This is a genomic window from Luoshenia tenuis, from assembly GCF_014384745.1.
Taxonomy (GTDB): Bacteria; Bacillota; Clostridia; order Christensenellales.
Window position 1 is genome coordinate 435,935 of sequence record NZ_JACRSO010000001.1, and the last position, 17,183, is coordinate 453,117.

26 protein-coding genes are annotated in these 17,183 nt (G+C 47.7%); all 26 read right to left on the reverse strand.

Going from position 1 to position 17,183, the window contains the following annotated elements:
* Nucleotide 1 precedes the first annotated feature (1 nt).
* Nucleotides 2-415 carry a carbohydrate-binding protein gene (locus H8699_RS02090; RefSeq protein ID WP_249284265.1) on the reverse strand — a complete coding sequence of 138 codons (414 nt, stop codon included), beginning with the start codon at nt 413-415 and terminating at the stop codon, nt 2-4.
* The gene (locus tag H8699_RS02095) at nt 405-728 is read right to left on the reverse strand and encodes a hypothetical protein (RefSeq protein WP_249284266.1); all 324 of its coding nucleotides are present in this window, start codon (nt 726-728) and stop codon (nt 405-407) included. The genes H8699_RS02090 and H8699_RS02095 overlap by 11 nt, the downstream gene beginning before the upstream one ends.
* An 11-nt stretch (nt 729-739) precedes the next feature.
* Complete coding sequence (locus tag H8699_RS02100) at nt 740-1,819, reverse strand: hypothetical protein (RefSeq protein WP_249284267.1); 1,080 nt, start codon at nt 1,817-1,819, stop codon at nt 740-742.
* Between the two features lie 4 nt (nt 1,820-1,823).
* A complete protein-coding gene (locus H8699_RS02105; protein WP_249284268.1) occupies nt 1,824-2,306 on the reverse strand; it encodes a hypothetical protein in 483 nt (160 codons plus the stop codon).
* A 6-nt stretch (nt 2,307-2,312) separates the two neighbouring features.
* A complete protein-coding gene (locus H8699_RS02110; RefSeq protein WP_249284269.1) occupies nt 2,313-4,184 on the reverse strand; it encodes a hypothetical protein in 1,872 nt (623 codons plus the stop codon).
* 13 nt (nt 4,185-4,197) lie between these two features.
* The gene (locus tag H8699_RS02115) at nt 4,198-4,575 is read right to left on the reverse strand and encodes a hypothetical protein (protein WP_249284270.1); all 378 of its coding nucleotides are present in this window, start codon (nt 4,573-4,575) and stop codon (nt 4,198-4,200) included.
* A 92-nt stretch (nt 4,576-4,667) separates the two neighbouring features.
* Nucleotides 4,668-5,732 carry a N4-gp56 family major capsid protein gene (locus H8699_RS02120; protein ID WP_249284271.1) on the reverse strand — a complete coding sequence of 355 codons (1,065 nt, stop codon included), beginning with the start codon at nt 5,730-5,732 and terminating at the stop codon, nt 4,668-4,670.
* A 13-nt stretch (nt 5,733-5,745) separates the two neighbouring features.
* The gene (locus tag H8699_RS02125) at nt 5,746-6,522 is read right to left on the reverse strand and encodes a hypothetical protein (RefSeq protein ID WP_249284272.1); all 777 of its coding nucleotides are present in this window, start codon (nt 6,520-6,522) and stop codon (nt 5,746-5,748) included.
* A 279-nt stretch (nt 6,523-6,801) separates the two neighbouring features.
* A complete protein-coding gene (locus H8699_RS02130; RefSeq protein ID WP_249284273.1) occupies nt 6,802-8,394 on the reverse strand; it encodes a hypothetical protein in 1,593 nt (530 codons plus the stop codon).
* Complete coding sequence (locus H8699_RS02135; protein WP_249284274.1) at nt 8,394-8,582, reverse strand: hypothetical protein; 189 nt, start codon at nt 8,580-8,582, stop codon at nt 8,394-8,396. Before H8699_RS02135 ends, H8699_RS02130 begins: the two co-directional genes overlap by 1 nt.
* Nucleotides 8,583-8,595: 13 nt before the next feature.
* Nucleotides 8,596-9,930, reverse strand: coding sequence for a terminase large subunit domain-containing protein (locus tag H8699_RS02140; protein ID WP_249284275.1), 1,335 nt, complete (start codon nt 9,928-9,930; stop codon nt 8,596-8,598).
* 2 nt (nt 9,931-9,932) lie between these two features.
* On the reverse strand, nt 9,933-10,370 hold the full coding sequence (locus H8699_RS02145; RefSeq protein ID WP_249284276.1) for a DNA-packaging protein: 438 nt from the start codon (nt 10,368-10,370) through the stop codon (nt 9,933-9,935).
* Nucleotides 10,371-10,444: 74 nt separating this feature from the next.
* The gene (locus H8699_RS02150; RefSeq protein WP_249284277.1) at nt 10,445-11,227 is read right to left on the reverse strand and encodes a hypothetical protein; all 783 of its coding nucleotides are present in this window, start codon (nt 11,225-11,227) and stop codon (nt 10,445-10,447) included.
* Between the two features lie 321 nt (nt 11,228-11,548).
* Nucleotides 11,549-11,974, reverse strand: coding sequence for a hypothetical protein (locus H8699_RS02155; RefSeq protein WP_249284278.1), 426 nt, complete (start codon nt 11,972-11,974; stop codon nt 11,549-11,551).
* A gap of 23 nt (nt 11,975-11,997) precedes the next feature.
* On the reverse strand, nt 11,998-12,156 hold the full coding sequence (locus H8699_RS02160) for a dATP/dGTP diphosphohydrolase domain-containing protein (protein WP_249284279.1): 159 nt from the start codon (nt 12,154-12,156) through the stop codon (nt 11,998-12,000).
* A 78-nt stretch (nt 12,157-12,234) separates the two neighbouring features.
* Nucleotides 12,235-12,456: a hypothetical protein gene (locus H8699_RS02165; RefSeq protein WP_249284280.1), complete on the reverse strand. Its 222-nt coding sequence runs from the start codon at nt 12,454-12,456 to the stop codon at nt 12,235-12,237.
* Nucleotides 12,453-12,602, reverse strand: a complete 150-nt coding sequence (locus tag H8699_RS02170; RefSeq protein WP_249284281.1) for a hypothetical protein — start codon at nt 12,600-12,602, stop codon at nt 12,453-12,455. The genes H8699_RS02165 and H8699_RS02170 overlap by 4 nt, the downstream gene beginning before the upstream one ends.
* Nucleotides 12,595-12,966, reverse strand: a complete 372-nt coding sequence (locus tag H8699_RS02175; RefSeq protein ID WP_249284282.1) for a peptide chain release factor family protein — start codon at nt 12,964-12,966, stop codon at nt 12,595-12,597. Before H8699_RS02175 ends, H8699_RS02170 begins: the two co-directional genes overlap by 8 nt.
* A 285-nt stretch (nt 12,967-13,251) precedes the next feature.
* Entirely contained in the window at nt 13,252-13,530 is a 279-nt protein-coding gene (locus tag H8699_RS02180; protein ID WP_249284283.1) for a hypothetical protein, read from the reverse strand.
* On the reverse strand, nt 13,523-13,843 hold the full coding sequence (locus tag H8699_RS02185; RefSeq protein WP_249284284.1) for a hypothetical protein: 321 nt from the start codon (nt 13,841-13,843) through the stop codon (nt 13,523-13,525). The genes H8699_RS02180 and H8699_RS02185 overlap by 8 nt, the downstream gene beginning before the upstream one ends.
* Complete coding sequence (locus H8699_RS02190; RefSeq protein WP_249284285.1) at nt 13,821-14,132, reverse strand: hypothetical protein; 312 nt, start codon at nt 14,130-14,132, stop codon at nt 13,821-13,823. The genes H8699_RS02185 and H8699_RS02190 overlap by 23 nt, the downstream gene beginning before the upstream one ends.
* A 2-nt stretch (nt 14,133-14,134) precedes the next feature.
* Nucleotides 14,135-14,563 carry a DUF551 domain-containing protein gene (locus tag H8699_RS02195; RefSeq protein WP_249284286.1) on the reverse strand — a complete coding sequence of 143 codons (429 nt, stop codon included), beginning with the start codon at nt 14,561-14,563 and terminating at the stop codon, nt 14,135-14,137.
* Nucleotides 14,538-14,744: a Lar family restriction alleviation protein gene (locus tag H8699_RS02200; RefSeq protein WP_249284287.1), complete on the reverse strand. Its 207-nt coding sequence runs from the start codon at nt 14,742-14,744 to the stop codon at nt 14,538-14,540. The genes H8699_RS02195 and H8699_RS02200 overlap by 26 nt, the downstream gene beginning before the upstream one ends.
* Nucleotides 14,745-15,079: 335 nt before the next feature.
* Nucleotides 15,080-15,439 carry a hypothetical protein gene (locus H8699_RS02205; RefSeq protein ID WP_249284288.1) on the reverse strand — a complete coding sequence of 120 codons (360 nt, stop codon included), beginning with the start codon at nt 15,437-15,439 and terminating at the stop codon, nt 15,080-15,082.
* Nucleotides 15,440-15,451: 12 nt separating this feature from the next.
* A complete protein-coding gene (locus tag H8699_RS02210; protein WP_249284289.1) occupies nt 15,452-16,786 on the reverse strand; it encodes a helix-turn-helix domain-containing protein in 1,335 nt (444 codons plus the stop codon).
* Nucleotides 16,764-17,171, reverse strand: a complete 408-nt coding sequence (locus H8699_RS02215; protein WP_249284290.1) for a RusA family crossover junction endodeoxyribonuclease — start codon at nt 17,169-17,171, stop codon at nt 16,764-16,766. The genes H8699_RS02210 and H8699_RS02215 overlap by 23 nt, the downstream gene beginning before the upstream one ends.
* Between the last annotated feature and the right edge of the window lie 12 nt (nt 17,172-17,183).

Sequence of the window (17,183 nt, forward strand, 5' to 3'; positions counted from 1 at the left end):
ATCACTCTACCTCCGTCCAGCCGGATACACCCGGCTCCCATACATTTGCGTCTACATCACTGATCCAGTGCTTGCCGTTGTGACTGACCTTTGCCCACTTGGCGTATGCGTCATGGGCCCCTGCGGGCTGTCTCCACTGCGGCCACTCGATCGCCGGATCGTCAATACGCACCCACAGCGACGGGGCCGCATCCGGTGCCCAACTATCCTGTGACGTGTGATCTGTCAGGCATTTGTACAGCAGGTCTTCGTACCGCACCCGGTCACCGACATTGTAGGCCATGCCGCTACCGCCCCACTTCTCAAACAGACTGGGCATCTGCGCCGCCTGCTCGTCGGGCACATCCCGCGTATACAAAGTAATAGCCCGGCGCGTCTGCCGGGCTCTCTCCAGAGCATCCATATTAATCTGCACCTCCCGTTAGGATGTTGACCTGTTGCAGCAGCGAAGCCACTTGCTGGCGCAAAACCTCTACTTCGCTTGGCTGTTGCTCTGGCTTGGGCGGCTTTTCCTCTTCCGTCAGCTCCCGCATGCCGCCGGTCTCCTCGTCCCAGATATAATTGTGCCGGCCCCACTGGTCATATAGCTGGTATTGGCTTTGCACATGGACATACTCGTCCCCTTCGCCCTCTTTGAGCAGGTGGTCCGTTTCTTCTGGCGCCTCGAAAACCTCCGAGAAGATGTGCTCCACCAGTCCTGCGTCGTTGCATCTTGCATATACCTTCATCGTTTCCCCTCCTATGAATATCGCCGTGCGTCTGCCTCGTAGTGGCAATAGTAGCTATTACCGGCCACGCCACTTGAGTCAGCAAGCAAAAAGCTGTCTAGCTTCTCGTTGTTCGCTCCGATGCCATTTACGCGCTTAAATCCTGTCCTGTCGTCGTAACCCTTAACCCAAACATGGTTTGCCGTTCCCCAACCCTCATCGCCAAATTTATACCCTTCCGGGTTGCCTGGCCCGTAAATATTGCCTGGCTCATATAAGGTTACGGTTGGATCGCCGCGCATTGGCACGTTAAACCAATGGTCCAGCAGTAGGTATTGATTATCTGTAATCCTCGGCAATGTCGTCACTGTATCTTTTGGTCTCCGATAGTACCGCTGGCATCGCAATAGCTCTAGTGTGCTATCCTCCGGCACATACGGTGTGGCCGCGCCGCCAACCTCCAGCTTGACCCAGTGGATTGTATAAGCGGCGTTAGGTGTATCTGTCCCACGGAAATCAAACGCCACACATAGATCATTGATATTATCTGGTACAACGCCAGATAAGCTATATGCTTGCCTTGCACCATTGCCTGTTATTACTTTTAGCGCAAAACTAGGCGCACAGGCTGACGTGCTGACATTGCCAAAATTACTCAGGCTGTTTTTTAGGGCAAATTCCATCCTACCTGCGGCTGATATGGTTGCCTCAAAAGACACGGTGACCGTTTTCCCCGCCAACTTTTTGCTATATTCTGTCTCTGGGAAGGTCTGATGCACATACGCATGCCCAGCGTATCCATTTAACGCAACGTGCAGTCCATCCTCCACCCTTGTGATCGTTGCGGCCTCTGACCCATCACCATAACTCCAAAACATCCACTGATCCGCACAGTAACCAGCCAAGCTATTACCCTTAAATGTATAGCTCTCCAGCTCCTGCCACACATCAAACCCGCCGTTGACAAGCAGGTTGGGGTTACTCGCTCCGTTTGCCTTTGCTGCAACCGATTCCAGCGTTTCTCCGTTGCTCGTAACAACAATATCCGCTGTGGTTTTGGGGTAAAAAATAGTACCGCTATAGTCCTGTATTTCAATTTTTCTATATGCCATATTCTTACGCTCCCGCTTCTAGTGTTGCAAAGTACAGGGTATTAGGGATACGCTCCGACACCGGTATATCTTGACCCTGAGACATAAGGACATACGGCACCTTCGATGTTCCTGATTCATCCGCCGAAATCGGAAAAAAGTTAGTCCCATCGTAAGTGTACTCCATTTGGTTATATCCATTGATCCTAATTTTCTTTATTAGCTCTGAAGCAACTTTCTGGTCAAGGATAACCTTTACGGCTTCCAATTTGCCCTGTACCGTATCCCCGGATAACCCTTCTATGGGAGCACTACCAACATTGGCCGCACCGCTGCCCCCCGCCGTGCTTTGCAAATCATCCACCATGGCGTTATAGGCGGGGATAATCACGCTTCTAGGGATTTCCTCAACCTTGTTTTGCATCTCTAATGCGCTTAACCCCGGTACATCAGGTTGCCCAACAACGCCTTTCCCCGTTAAATCCGCATCCGTAATTTTTTCGATCAAACTTTATCACCTCTTATATTTTCCGGATTCCCGGTATTCAATGGCATACTCATAAATACCGAACGGTTCATTTAGTTCAGCGTTATATAGCTTAAACCGTACTTTATCCACCTTCTTAACTTTGATCTTCATGCCAATTGTTTTCGGTGTCATATCGCCAGACCACGAAAACTTAGACCATGTGAGTTGTGGCCATGAGAAATAACGCGCTTTTGTAATACTCTCGCGCAGCAATTTCCACGCGCCCTTTATCTGCCCGAACAATTTTAAAGAAGTTTGGCTGTGTGCCGCTAACCGTGTTGCAAAATAACGCACGGTTTTATTCATATAAAACTGCTCGCCGGAGAAATCCGGCGTTTCCCACCACGCTTCAATGGGTTGCCCGTTATCGTTGTAGGATGTGATGCTTTCCGGATCGGTAGCGAATTTATTGATTTTCCCGTCCGTAGTTCCAAAGCACAAGGCTCCATCTTCGCTTTCCCACAACACCCGTGCATTAAGGCCCGGCCAATAATAACATTCGTATTGATAAGTGGAATATGGCCTGCCCTTTTCATAGGTCTTTACCTGACCATCAAGGATATAGATGCCGCTGTTCATAGCCAAAAAATACATATCCTTATACACGAATCCGTAGGCATCCGCTTTATTTGGTTCATCTTCTAATGCTTTATCAATATAGAAGCTTCTGTTTTGTGAAAAACGTTCTCCGGTCGTATCCTGCGGCGTTAGGGCGAATACGCCAAGCTCAGTCAAGAATACCGGCTCAGTCCCTAAGAATGCAAAGCTATGTGGTGCGATTGCGCCGTTTCCTTGAAGCATCCCGGTTACCGGGAATGCAGCCTGTTCCGTTTCGCCATCTTGTACCATGTCACCCTTGCGCAGGATCACATTGCGCCCGTTCTCCGCGCGGTCTTTATGCGCAGCCAGCATGTCATTAACAATGGAATATCCAACGATACGGCTATCATCCTGTCCCAGCACGGAATACCATAAGTCACCAAAGAAGGTGGGATCGTTATACTGACTGTACCAATCGTAATTCTTAAAATCAGGATTGCCGGAAACAAAGATACGATCTGGCGAACCGTTTACCCCGTACAATGTGCAGATATTGCATTTGTTTACCTTGTCAGCAGATCCTTCACGCGTCTTGCTGGCGGTGATCTTCACGTTGTCCTGCCCAGCCACCGGCGGTTCCGGCGGCGCACTTGTAAAATGAACGATTCCTTTTGCGCGGTCTACAGTGAAATCCGTATTTTCCGTTTTCCCTGTCCATTCCCCGTCACTGTTCATCATCTCGACCTGAACCGCTGTACTGTCCAGCGAATCAAAAGAAAGCTGATAGTCCGTTGCCGTTCCATTGCCCCGGAACATTTCGCACCATTTAGGGCTTAATAGATTGATCGGCTCATAGTCCGTGCCGCCGCCTGTCGGCTCCCGGCTGATAACCACCGTAGGTACATAGGCAATGTCCAAAAGCTTTTTGGCCGCATTGCTTTCATCAAATTCGCCATAAACCAACGCGTTCAACCCATCGAATATATACATCTTCCCGTTGATCTGTACGCCGGATGAACGTTCGTTTTGCATACCGCTATAGACCTGTTCGCCGTCTGCAAATAACTTATCGCCTACATGCAGCAGTTCGATCCCGTTCAGATAATATCTTCCGTTGATTTTATCCGTATAGGTGGCTACCGTAGTGAAACCCATGCGCTTTCGCACCTTGCCAGGCACATCTCGAATCATGTTAGGCGCGTTCGGGCTTCTCCCAGCCGCTACGTTTGCCGGTGCGTTAGTAAGGTCGATACCCTTAAAAGAAGAAACATTCATAACCGACCTTTGCGTTTTTTGCACCGGTATTTCAACAGCCAATTAGCCCACCTCCTTAATACACATCTTCAATGGCCCTTTTGGGCACGCACTGCAATTCGCGGATAGCCTCATAATATTTGTTGTTGCAAAACGATGCCTTATTATCTTCCTCATCGTCAAGCAGCAAAATAGCTGCCAATCCAAAAGGAAGCACAGTCCGCTCTATCTCATCTTCATAACCTATCTGTTCTGCGTCTAAGCTGGTTAAAACTGGGATATTCTCCATGCGCTCTTTGCCCCGCGTTTCGCGCATTAGGTTATTCACCACAAACAAGTTTGGAAGCATGATGTTTAATTTCCCGAGGACTACATCTTCCTCATAGTCGGCTTCACTGGTCAATGGTTCGCCCATCTGTGCCAACGCAGCCCTGTAAATATCTCGTCCGTTCATTAGCCGCCTCCTATACAAAATAAAGGGCGGGAAGATAGATCGCTCAAATATCCTCCCGCCCTTCATCATGTGTTCATGCTATTCAGTTGTGCTTACGCGGTCAAAGTGGCTTCCTCCACTACAGAGGGATAGCAACCGGCTTTGTATTCATAAGCCTTAACTACAACACCTTCACCGGTCACATCGGCCTGCGTACCAACCTTTGCAGTATTGCTATACCGCGGATCAGTGCCATCCGTGGTGTACTTAACCGTAGCGCCAGTGGTGCCGACGGTAATTGCGCCAGTAGCCTCCGCGATGGAGGGGCCAGAGCAAACCGTACCCTTGCCGGAACCGGTATTAACTTCAACGTAAATACCAACGGCCTTAGGCCCGAACACGAAACAATCGTAATACTGCCGCCCTTCAAGCAGGTTGCCCGAGATTCCCGGAGGATCCTGATGCACGCGGGTATCGTTCAACTTCACGGGTGCGGTGGCGCTGTTCTTGTATACAATCATGAAGTTTACATTTGCAGGCCAACGACCAGAAGGAACCTTAACCACCTTCATGTTGTCGTATTCGCCTACCTGTCCCTTAGCAAGCGCCTTTTCACCCAGCTTATCAATACCCAGGAATTCATCCGAATGTTTGAGCAGCTTGTACGTTGCATTGGATACAAACAGCGTGCGCCCTTCCTGCGGTACCTCGCCATCATCAAGCACCTGCGTACCTTCGGAAATACGATCACAAACGGTATTTTTCGCTAGCGCGGTGGAATTGCCAACGACAGTACCGGCCAGCTGGGCAAGCTGCTCAAAAACATACTTGTCCATAGTCGGAACGGCACGTTCCGCCAGCTGCAATTTGAGCATCTTCCCGGCTGCCTTCAGTCCGTTCTGGTCAGCGTTGTTGCCCTTGTCGATGGTCAGGGCAAAGCTTTTATCTTGGGTCAGGGTCATTTCCTGAACGATGTCCTGCATCTCTACCGGGCTACCGTAGCGGTTAGCCCCGGTGCGGGTATAATCGTTCATGGGTACAGTCTGCGGGGTCATCACCTTAACGGTCTTAACGCCAGACCAATCATATTCATTGGACAGCAGACCCGAAATCAAAGACTGCGTGGTGAACATGGTAGAAATTTGTTTCGCGTACTTATCGTGCAGAGTAATTGCCATTTAAATCCTCCTATTACGACAAGAACCCGGCTAAAAAGTCATCTGCATCATCGGAAGCATTTGATTGAACGCTTCCAACTGCTCTGGCTTTATTTGCCTGGTTCTGTTTCATGGTTTCGATCTGTTTTTTTAGTTGCTGGTTCTCGTATCTTTGATAGGCAGAAACGAGAGGTTCGCCGGTATTGAAATAAACATCAAACACCTCTTTCGGAATTTTTTTCACATCCGGATAAGCACTCATAAAAGCGCGGACTTCCTTGTTCCGCTGTTCTTCGGCTGTCCATTCTGATTCCTTCCGTTTAAGCGTTTCGTTTTCTGCCCGCATCCGTTGCATTTCTCGAGCCGCTTCTTCTGGCATGCCGGCCTTAATATTCTTTTGAACCTGCTGCTCCTGCTGCTGTTTGTTATAAGCTTCAATGTACTGTGCTACAGTCATACCGCTACGTTCCGCAACAGAAGATAGTAGGCTATAAGCGGGAGTAGCCTTATCCAGTTCCTCCCGAATATGGTCGTAATTCATGCCCTTTTGCGCATAGGCCACAAGCTCGCTCGCAGGGACTTCCATCTCCTGCCCGTTAAACTTCACCTTGTACTTCTGCTCATCTTCAGCGGCAGGATTTTCTTCTTCCGCTTCCCCTGCATCGGGCCCTTCCTCCGGGGATGTTTCGGCATCGTCCGCCGTAGGTTCCGTTACGGATTCATCACCGCCTTCTTCGCTTTCCTCGCTAAAGAAATCGAAATCATCATCGACTTCTTCTGCGCCTGCGTTCATCATCATTTCTTCATCCATGGCTGTTCCTTTCTTTTGCGTGTTGGTGTCCCACGCAAAAGCCGCGCCTACACGTTGGTGTCCCGTGCAGCGCGGCTAAAATTGTATTTTAAAGCTGTTGGTGTCCCAGCTTTAATTCAGTTTTTGGGGCTTTCGAAAATCTTGTTTTCCTCTGTAAAAACCGTTTGTTTGTAGTTCTCGCAGTTACGGTTTTTGCAGGTCTTGTCTTGTTTCCGAATAACTGTCGTTGGCGTAAGCGGGCTTTGATCGCCACTTACCTCTAGGTAGGTCTTGGTGATCCTAAGCTCCGTTTGGCATTTGGGGCAAAGCTGCATCCGGCATTCCTCCAATCTGTTGTTCAGCCTGCATCTGTGCAAGCATTTCTTGTTGCATTTGCGATTGTTCCCACTTGGAAATAAGCTTCTGCTTCTTTGGGACATATCCATCAGGCATGATTTCAAGATAAGTTATCGGATCAGGTATAATCCCTTTGGTGTACAAATTATCCGCAGTCTGAACGTTCATCAGTTCCGACCAATAGGTGCTGGCTCCAACATCTACATTTAGCTGTAGCTCTAAATTTCCGATATTCGCAAAGTCAAAATCGACAAGGGACTTATTGCCGTTTTCATCATCAACGACGATTTGACGCACGCCAAAATTAACGCGCATCACATCAATCAAAATTCGCACAACATCTTCCACGAACTGGTAGAAGCTCATCCGTTGCAATTCCAGGGGCATAGCGCTGGCCTTTTGTACCGCAATGATAGCGCTTGTGTTGTCCGGCCTGATATTACCCAGCGCAGCATCGGAAGCGCCCATCGTATCCCGCGTATAATCAATAACCTTATCCAGCATCATCATTACCTGATTTGACATATCAGGCACATGGGTTGCAGACATTACCGCTACATTTGGGTCACCCTGAACCGGTATAGCCTCACCGACGCGGTTATTCCAGCCATCAGGCAGAAGCGATTGATTAAATACAACCTTCGGAAATGCGGTCTTTTTCACATGTTCCATGCCCATAGCAAAGAGCTTATTAATAAATATCTGGTTCGGGATAAGCCCCGTAATTGCTGCCTGCCCGTGGTAACTGTTTTTTACCTTTTCCCACGGCATCCACGCTACCGGGTAGAGTTTTAATCCAAGGTCAGTGTCCTCTTTTATCGTTGCTCCCTGTGTCGTTTTTACCGCGTGTATTGTACCGTTTTGCTTCCACAACTTTAAAAGCACAGTGATTTTGTTCGTATCTTCGTAGTCGCTTCCCAAAATCTGTGCATCCGTATTATCCGGTGTAATTGCATCTGTAGGAAGCCCGTTGCCCTCCGCTTCGTCCTTAACATCGTCAAGCATTTTGCGCATCGAAATAATGATATAGGGCTGCTTCTGTACATCGCATACCTGCGGATTCCCAAAAAGAATATTTGTATTGTCGATCAGCTCTATATCAATATCTCCGCCTACCCTATTCTCATCGGCCTGTTGCCCCGCCTCCGGGTCGAAATTGATATAAAAACAGCCGTCTCCATCGACGGCTGAGTTCCGAAGCATATCACGGTTTTTGGCCTTCATTTTTGTATTTTCGATCACTTGCGAGATCGTTTGCGTAATCGTGGTGCCGACTAAATCGTCGTCATTCCCCACCGTCATGCGGGCCGAAACATCGTCCGAAACGATATTGGACAAGAAGTAAGCCACAACGCGTTTTAGAATATTCACTACCGGCTTGTCAAGGTCTGGGGCATTAACGCCTTCCCATTGTTTACCGATGAAAAAGTTTTCGTTCTGCTTCACCGTTTCGTACAACTCGATGTGGTTATTGTACGTTTTAAGGTGTTCATACTCGCTCCATACTTCTGCCGGAGCGGTTCTGATCTTCCTCATTATTCCTCTCCTTCGAGATTCTTCATTTGGGGAGTACCGTCATACGAAAACAGATTTTCGTACTGCTTTAGCATCCTGATATTCTGCCGCAGATTGCTATTTTCCATTTTTAACCGTGCATTTTCTGCCTCCGCTTCGGCCAGTTTCACCCGTAGTTCGCCAATCTCTTTTCGCGCTCGTCCAAACATTTTATTTCCTCCTTTACGTTCCGAACGACAGGAAAGATTGAATATTATTCCGTGGCCTTTCCTCATCTTGAATTTTCGGTTTCGGTGTAGGCGACGGCCTGCCCGCTATGAAGTAGCGGATCGCATCCGGGCCGTGCGTGTGCTCGTGTGGCTCTGTGTCGCAGTCGTTCGGGTTGTTTTTATCGTGGATCAGTGCCGGTATATCCTCAATCAAATTGATACAGGTACTAAATATCCTAATCCCAGCTATCGTTTGTCCCAGCTCATCCTTGAAAGGATGCAGCCATTCCTTCATGGCATACCAACCTTGGACACGGTTATTACTGGCTTTAACAAGCGGAACACCATTCTCCGCGAAGGTATCAAAAACGCTCTTGCCCGTATCCTGCCTGCGATTCATTAGATCGGGTGGCGCATACGTCGCGGTTATCCGCTCGTCTTTATCCGTCATTTCACGAATCATGCGTGCGGCATCTGGGATAATAACATCCGGCTTGTGCAGTTCTTTATAAACATAAGCCCGCCCGTAAATATCAACCGCGATCCAATAGCACGCCAGCATATCAAGGCCATAGTCCAACGCCCTATATCTACGCCAGTGCGAAGGAATTTCAAACGGGGGCATAACATGGATACTGCGAGTGAATTCTCCAAAATACGCACCCTGGTTTACATCCCAATCCCCATCTTTTAACATGCGCCGATCATCTTCATTCAGATTATCTAGGCGTTGCAAGTATCCAGGGTCATTATTCATAAGAAAGATATTATCTGTTACCTTAGACGGAATAAAAATTCTCGTGCCATTATTTGTTTTAAATTCCATATTAGCGGGAGATGGATCAATGAATCGTTTTTTTACCCATGTATGACCGACCCCACCGGGGTTTGTACTGCTCTTTACCTGTTTCGGAAAATCATTCGCGCCACGTACGCGGCTAAGCAAATAGATATACATGTGCTCTGGAAAGTGGGTCAATTCGTCAAAACGGATCACATCATACTCTGCACTTTGGTATCGGTATATATCTCGTTCAGTGTCGCAATAGCCGAAGTCGAATAGCGAACCATTGAAAAATACCCCCGCGTGTCTGGCCGCGTTATAACGGTATAAATTAGACGGATAGAGCTCCCGTGATACTCGAATCAAAGACATATCAAGTTCGGGAAAGGTGCGTCGCAAGATCAGCTGCTTGCTCCCTGGATATTTCAGTGCAAACAAAAAAGCATCTATTAGCTGCCCATAGCTCTTACCGCCTCCCGCTGCGCCGCCGAACATAACCTCGTCGGCAGTGGCATTAATAAAGGCTTTCTGCTTCCTTGTAATCTTAAAATGAACAGTATCCATTGTTACGCCTCATCCACGATCTCAATCTCAACTTTGAACTTATTATCCGGCTGCCCGCCGATATTAATATCCTGCTTTTCGGAATAACCAAAATTGTTGGTAAGGGTAAATTTGGCGCCGTTCACACCTTCCCGGTCATACAGTCGTTCGTTGTTATAGGCCTCAATGTGGAGGTTGCACCACGCCCAAACGTCTTTAAATTCGGGATATTCCCTATATTTGCGGATCCCATCCTTGCTAGAAAAGCCCATATATAAGGCCATCCCCGCCTGATTGGGGGGCTTAGGGGATACTTCATAGACGATTCCAAACTTCCCTATCACCGGATTTCCGTCTGCATCCAGCATAGGCACACCGTTTTCGCAAAGGTCAAAATACTCTTGCGCTTTAGCTTTAAATTCTTCCGGTGTTTTGTACAGCTTACTCTTACCTTTTGCCATAATAACTCCTTTCCGCGTTCGCACTCCCTACCCCTGTGCCAATTTCATAAACGCGAATCCCACTAGCCCATCTTTTATACTTCTTCTGCTGTAAAAGCTATCCGCTTTCGACTGCCGTATAGCTTCAATCGTTGTATCTCTGTGCATGCAAACGGTTGGTACTCTGCTCGCTGTGCATACCCGCCATACTTGGTAAATGGAGGACACACTACCTGCCTGTAGGGTGCCAATATAACTTTGTCGTTGCGTAAATCCAGCTTGATCTTTGATCTTGGCTTATAATCTGGCGTGTGCGTGTGCCCTGAAATAATCACGTCTGCGCCATCCACACCAGCGGCCCATTTATCGTGCTTGTTTTGCGTTGCACCGTGTACGGTAACAACTCCGTACACTACAGGCTTGCTGTGGTTCTTGACCGTTTTTCCAAGTGATAGCTTCATGTAGCACGCATCTTGCCTATATAGGTGCCCTATACGCCACCAACACATCACGTCGTACAGCGGGTCATTGTCAACCTCTCTTACGTTGCGGTAACAGTGGTTACCCCCGTTTGCGCACAGGATTTTCCCAGCTTCTGCAATAGGCCGCAAGCTCTCGTAAAGATATTCCTTTTGATCTCGTGGCCGCATTACTTCTTCGTATACGTTGGTTTTACTGCTCTTGATTCCGTTGTTGAGCATATCTCCGGCCATTACCACATAGCCCAGACTATCGGATAAAACGACGCCCAGCCATGTTTTAAAAAGGCTTTCATCGAACTCTGCGCTACCGATATGAGCATCAGCTATCGGATATATATTGACATATGGAACATCCGCCGATAACCGATGAATAATCATTTTATCGCTACTGTACAACGCTTCGCCTCCCGAAAGGTACGAAAAAAGCAGCATCGTTTTTGATGCCGCTTCTTCCGTGGGATTTTCTTCTGTTGGGCTTTTTTTATTTTACCCTTGTCGCGCCCTACGACAAGATCATCTCATCCCAGCTGAGTTTTGCGAGGGGTATAATTCACGCTAAATACAAGGCCTAATTTCCGGAAAGCTCATGATAGTGAGCGCCGTACTTTGTTGGCCGGATTAACAAATTGCGGTCTGCCGGGCGGAGGGTGAGCACCCGGCATGAACCGCCTAGAGAAAGGAGAGAATCATGAAACATGACCACTTTGCCTGTTTACACTATACCACATTGCCTGTCGTTATTTGTCTATCTCTTTCTGTTTCTGCGCGAATAATTTTATCAATAACTTTTCTATCGCTATAATTACATTTTCGCGCAACTTCCTCCATAGTTAAGCACCCCATAAAATATAATCGCATGACTTTCCTGTGGTTTGGATTTTCTATGGATTCAATAAACCATTCAATCTGCGAGGCTTGTTCCTCTGCGGCTTTTACTTGCTTGCACAGCTTTTCTCTTGTGTCTACAAGCTCCGCAATTAGTCCCGCCATTTTATCGCCGCTTTTCCCGTGGCTTATAATTGCCGTATCGAGTGGAACCGGCGTAACGCGCTCCAAAGCAGCCGTGATTTCATCAATTCTACCTTTGAGATTGTTTATAGCTGCCTGTTTATCCCGATACGACATTAAGGTGTGCTTGTCCATATGTTCCCCCTAGTCAAGTCTAACTACTTATTATCCCGTGCCATCATATCGCAGATAAAAGCCATGTTACACGCCATGTGCTTGTAGTGTCGCAGCCCGCTCTCATCATCCGTGCTTGCCGGATCGGCCACAAAAGCCAGCATGTGCCGGTACAGGGCGTCGATGTACCGCTGCAACTCCAAATTGTTCCTGCCTCAGGGAAAAGGCTCGGGTAGTGCTCGTGTAAATAATTGTCTGTAAACCGCACCTTATCTCCAACCTTAAACGTGTTCATCGTTCTTGCCTCCCCCGTTCTGTATCGCGATTTTTATACAGGCTATAGCCACCCAGTGATGCCGCATCTTGGCGCCCAGCGCCGACATTTCCTCGACTGTAGCGTTTCGCGTTACGGCCTGTTTTGCGTGTTTAATGGCCTGTTCAAGTTGCTTTTTATAAAAAGCTAGGCTTTCTTCTAGGTCGTATCCTTCAAGATTGGGATTCATTTGCCTATTCCCTCCCACTCGTCGCAAGTGTCATCATGCCCCGTCCAGTCTGCACAGTTATCGCTTTTATCGTTTACGCAGACCCATCCGTCCGATATGTCCTCGTGTTTATGCCACTTGCACGTGCCGCATATTTGCTTATTCATCGCCCTGCACCTCCGCCTCGTCGATCCATCTTTCGTTGTGCCTTATCTCCACGCGGATATTTTTCATATCTGCTTCTACCTTAGCTTCGATTTCATCCATATACCCCATCTGTCTAGCTACCTCAAATCTATGCCAAGTCTTAAATAGAGGTTTTTCAACAAGACGCTCAAATGCTTTCTTCCGATTCTGTTCAAAACTTCGTTCTTCTTGACATTCCGACACAGCTCCACTTGCCTGGTGGATTATTCGACACGCGGACATGGTTTTGTTTCGCTTTTGTCCGCCTTTTCCGCTCCCCTTGAACGGCTGAACGATAAAATCCCCGTTATCTTTACTGAGAGTAAATAATAGTTCTTTACCCATTTTGTTACACCTCCATCCTCGCCCCACAGTGTGGACAGAAATCCCAACGTCCTTCTTTCCTTCTCCCACACTCTGAACATACCTTAGTGTGGGAATGTTTGCGGAAGTACGGCTGCTCAACTGCATCTACCCACCGCCCCACCGGTCGCAGGCTCTCCGGGTCGATGGTGGGTTGCCTCTCGATTACCCTTTTAACGCAGTAGATTGCACTCGCAGGAGTATTAAAACCAAGAAGTCCAAGCATTGCGCCTATCTCTTTGTGTAGAAAATCCGCATCAATCAACCTCATCTTTCTCCCCTCCGTTCTCCGTAGCTGCAATAGTCGTTTTCAAGCGGTAACATTCTTCCAACTAAAAAGTATCCGCTCTCCGCAAGAGGACACCCATGTTTGTCCCCAAACCAGATGCAATCCTTACACTGCACCACAGGCACAGCGTCAACGGAAGGTGCCGCTTTGATAATCTTTATTGCGCTGTTCCATCCGTCTGCATAAGCCGGATTTTCAAACACTTCTCGATTTGCCTCTCCTATTCCAAGCGCAGTTCTATCGATTAAATCAGCCATCTTCCGCGCCCTCCTTAATCCCGCGCCATTGCCAGTTGCTATAATTATGATTAATACACATTTTATGAAGACAATCTGGCTTGAAGCGAAACTTGCATGCTTCACATCCACAACAAATTCTTAGGTCAGTAATTGCCGCATCCCGCTCATGCTTTAGCTGCTCGATCTCGGCTTTTAGCGCATCCCGCTCATGCATTGCATCAATCGCGTAATCTATAGCATCGCTCAGATTGTATATGTCTGGGCACGTATCCCCTAGATAGTACCACCACTCGCCGTCCGTTAAAATTTTAATCGCATCTTGTTTTCTCATGCTGCCCCTCCTCCAGCCCGCGCCATTGCCAACCCTCGCGTCCTAACCAGCTGCACTGACCTTTGGGTAAACGGCATGGTTTGTTGGTCTTTGGATGCCAATACAGGCATGTGCTGCACTCGCGCGGGAGTAATCTCACCGCCGCATCCCGCTCACGCTTTAGGCGCTCGATCTTGGCCATCTGCTGCTCTATTACATCTGCGGCATCACTCATTAGGTCTCCCGCCGTATCCATATCTATCTCATCCTCAAAACGCAAAGCATTTAAGAAAGCTGTCATCGTGCTCATGTTTACCCCTCATTAGTTGGGCTTTGCAGCCAGTCGATCATCCCCGTGTGTCCTGGACGGCAAAACGGCGCTGCCTTGCACTTGTTGCACGGATGTGCGTCTGTGTCGCACGACCTAAGGTCGCACAAAAATTTCGCCAGCTCATCGTCCGTCATATCGCGTATGCGGTCTGCGTTGGTCTGTTTCTCCGGTGGCTCCGGCAGCGGCATCCAGTGGGTGACGGTAAGTACCTCCCAATAGGTGCACTCATCTACATCAAACTCAAACCATCCTTTTCTGTGTTTTCCGTTAAAATAATAAGAGTCTATGTCGCTTAATTTAGTGGCAAAGTCTATGATTTCAATATGAGGGCCACTGAAATATTCGACCACACATAGATATGCACCGTCTTTTTCCGGCAGCTGTTTATCCACGCTGATCCACTTGCTCATCGCTGGCCCTCCTGTTCCACTCATCGATTACTTTATTCATGTCATTGCCTGTTGGATATCCGCCGTCCGGCACGCCACAGTCCGGATTGCTGCATTTTGCCATATACATCCTTCCTCCGCTTGACCATGTTTCGATCATAGCTTTATGCCCGCAAAACGGGCATGGTTTCAATTTGCTCATCGCTTGTTCCCCCTCTCAAACCCCTGCATTAAAAAGCTGCGGTAGTCCCCACAGGTGCGCAAACCGCAGCCGTTCGGCGCGCAACGCCTTTTTTAAGGCCTCCGATTCCTCCGATTTTGCAACTGTTTGCATCTGCGTTCCTCCTCTACTGCTCTCTGGGCCCATATTACCCCCGGGTCTTTGTCCGTCAGCTCGCGTCCGCTTGCGCATTTAACACATTTTATAAGCCATCGTCCGTGTGATCTTTCAAAGTGACCATACCCAGGCTCCACCCATTTACCGCAGCGGTAGCAATACCCCGGATACCTATTACGCGCCATAGTTCTCCTGCCTCCTTACCCCTCGTTCAGCACTCTTGGCGCATAACGCCTTAGGTTGTGATTCTTCTCTTTGGTTCGCATCTTACCCAAAGTTCGTTCTAGCGCTTTGATGCTGGTTTCATTTTCTTCGATCCACAGCACAAGTGGTTCCAATATTTCTGCCAGATCTTTTGCCCGTCTCCTTTTTTGTCTTGCATCTCTTAGCATCAGACCTAGCTTTGCAGTTTCGTGATACGTTAGCTTTTCCAGTTCAAGCTTGTGTTCTATATCCTGTGTTAAGGCTTCTTGTTCATGCTGTTCATCTATTGCAATCCGCATTGTCGATTTACAGCTTCGTAGGTAATCCAGCACGTCGGCAAGTTTCTGGCTCTCCATCTAAATCCCCCTCTATTGCATAACCCTCTTTGCCCCAGCAATTTGAACTGATACGTGATACCCGTTATCGGTTACGCAGTCGTAGAACCGGGGATATACTTTCTCGATTGTTACAGGCACTTTTTTGTAGCTTAATGTTAAATTTTTAGTGTTTTTAGGCTGAATCGCCCACACCCTTTCCCCCACAGGTAGAACAGTTAGTTTTTTTGCTTCGTAAACGCCATCGTTCCGATACCCGCTTGTCCCCATTTGCATTCGCACATCTTTTTCTGATACGCCCAGCGCTTTTGCAATCTCGCTATTGGATTTCCCGGCTTTAGACATGGATTTCATATCACCCGCGAGTAGTTCAATCTTCCGGGTTTGCTCGACCTTGTTCTTGTCGCGCTTTTCAATGTTTAACGCCTGAATGATTTTCTTAAAATCATACGTTGTAATTCCATATTTGACGGTCATATTATCGCGCGAAACAAAGGATTCATAATCCTTTTTAAAATCTTCCGCTCGCCTTTTATCGTTTATCACGCTTGCTACTCGCGCGCGCGAACCCGTCAACTCTCTTTCACTTTCTGCTATACATAGTTTTTGGCTCGCCCACCTTCGCGCCGTATCTCCGCTAACTCCAAATTCATCTCCAATGTTGGAGAATGGCACGCCACTTTTATACATTTCTACAAACTTCTGTTTTTGCTGTTCCGTTAGTATCTCATACGTATAATTTATTCTCTTGCGCTTAACATTCATGTTTCTTAGCCAAACGCGGATTGTAGATTCTGATACATTGAAATGCTCCGCGATTCTTTTTATTGGCGTTCCAGAAATATACATTTGTTTTAGTTCAACTTTCTCGTCGTCTGGTAGTTTTTCGAACATCGGCGGAGTCCCTTGCAGCTTTGGCAAGTCGGTAAACGCTGCTTTGCGCCAGTATCTAACCCTTTTCTCGCTAACATTAAATGCTAATGCTATTTGGCTAATTGGAACATTTTCACGAAACATCTTTTCGAGTTCTGCGTGCTTATCCTCCGTCAGGATTTCCGAAATAGAACTTTTCTTTTTCGGCAAGCCTAAGTTATTCGCCCACAGCCTAACAGTGTCAGCCGATATTCCAAATTCATCCATTATCTGATGATATGTGCAATCCCCACAAAACATCTCGGCAAACTTTTCTTTCTGCGATTTATTTAGTTTGCTAAATTTATTGTTTGTTTTGCCGTTGGCTCCAATCTCTACAGCCCACCGCATCGCCGTTGATTTGCCAACGCCTAAAGATAAGGCGATTTTGCTATATGATGCTCCTGCATTAATCATATCTTCCAGTGGTTTTCTATACATCTGCGGCATCCCCATGGTTCAATTCCTCCCCTATCTCTTCTATCCTAACTTCCACACGCGGCCTTTTCTTATCCACCCGGAAATCATCACTAAACCCGTCTATGTCATTCCATCCATCGTTCTTTAAAACCCTGCTTTTCACCAACGCATCTTGTATAAACTTTTTTGCAAATGCAATATTATCCTTGTCCCGCTTCCGGTTCGGTTCATACCAGGTGTATTGAATCCTAACAGGGCTTTTTACCCTTATCCCGTGCATGCTTGACATGATAGCGTGTTGTACAACATGTTCGGCCTGCCTTTTCATGCCTGCGCCGCCGTATTTATTAGACCGCGTAGCTGTAGTGTACTCGTTCAACCCCGGGAGCTGGCCGGGAATAACCAGCAAATATTGTTTCACGATTTCACCACC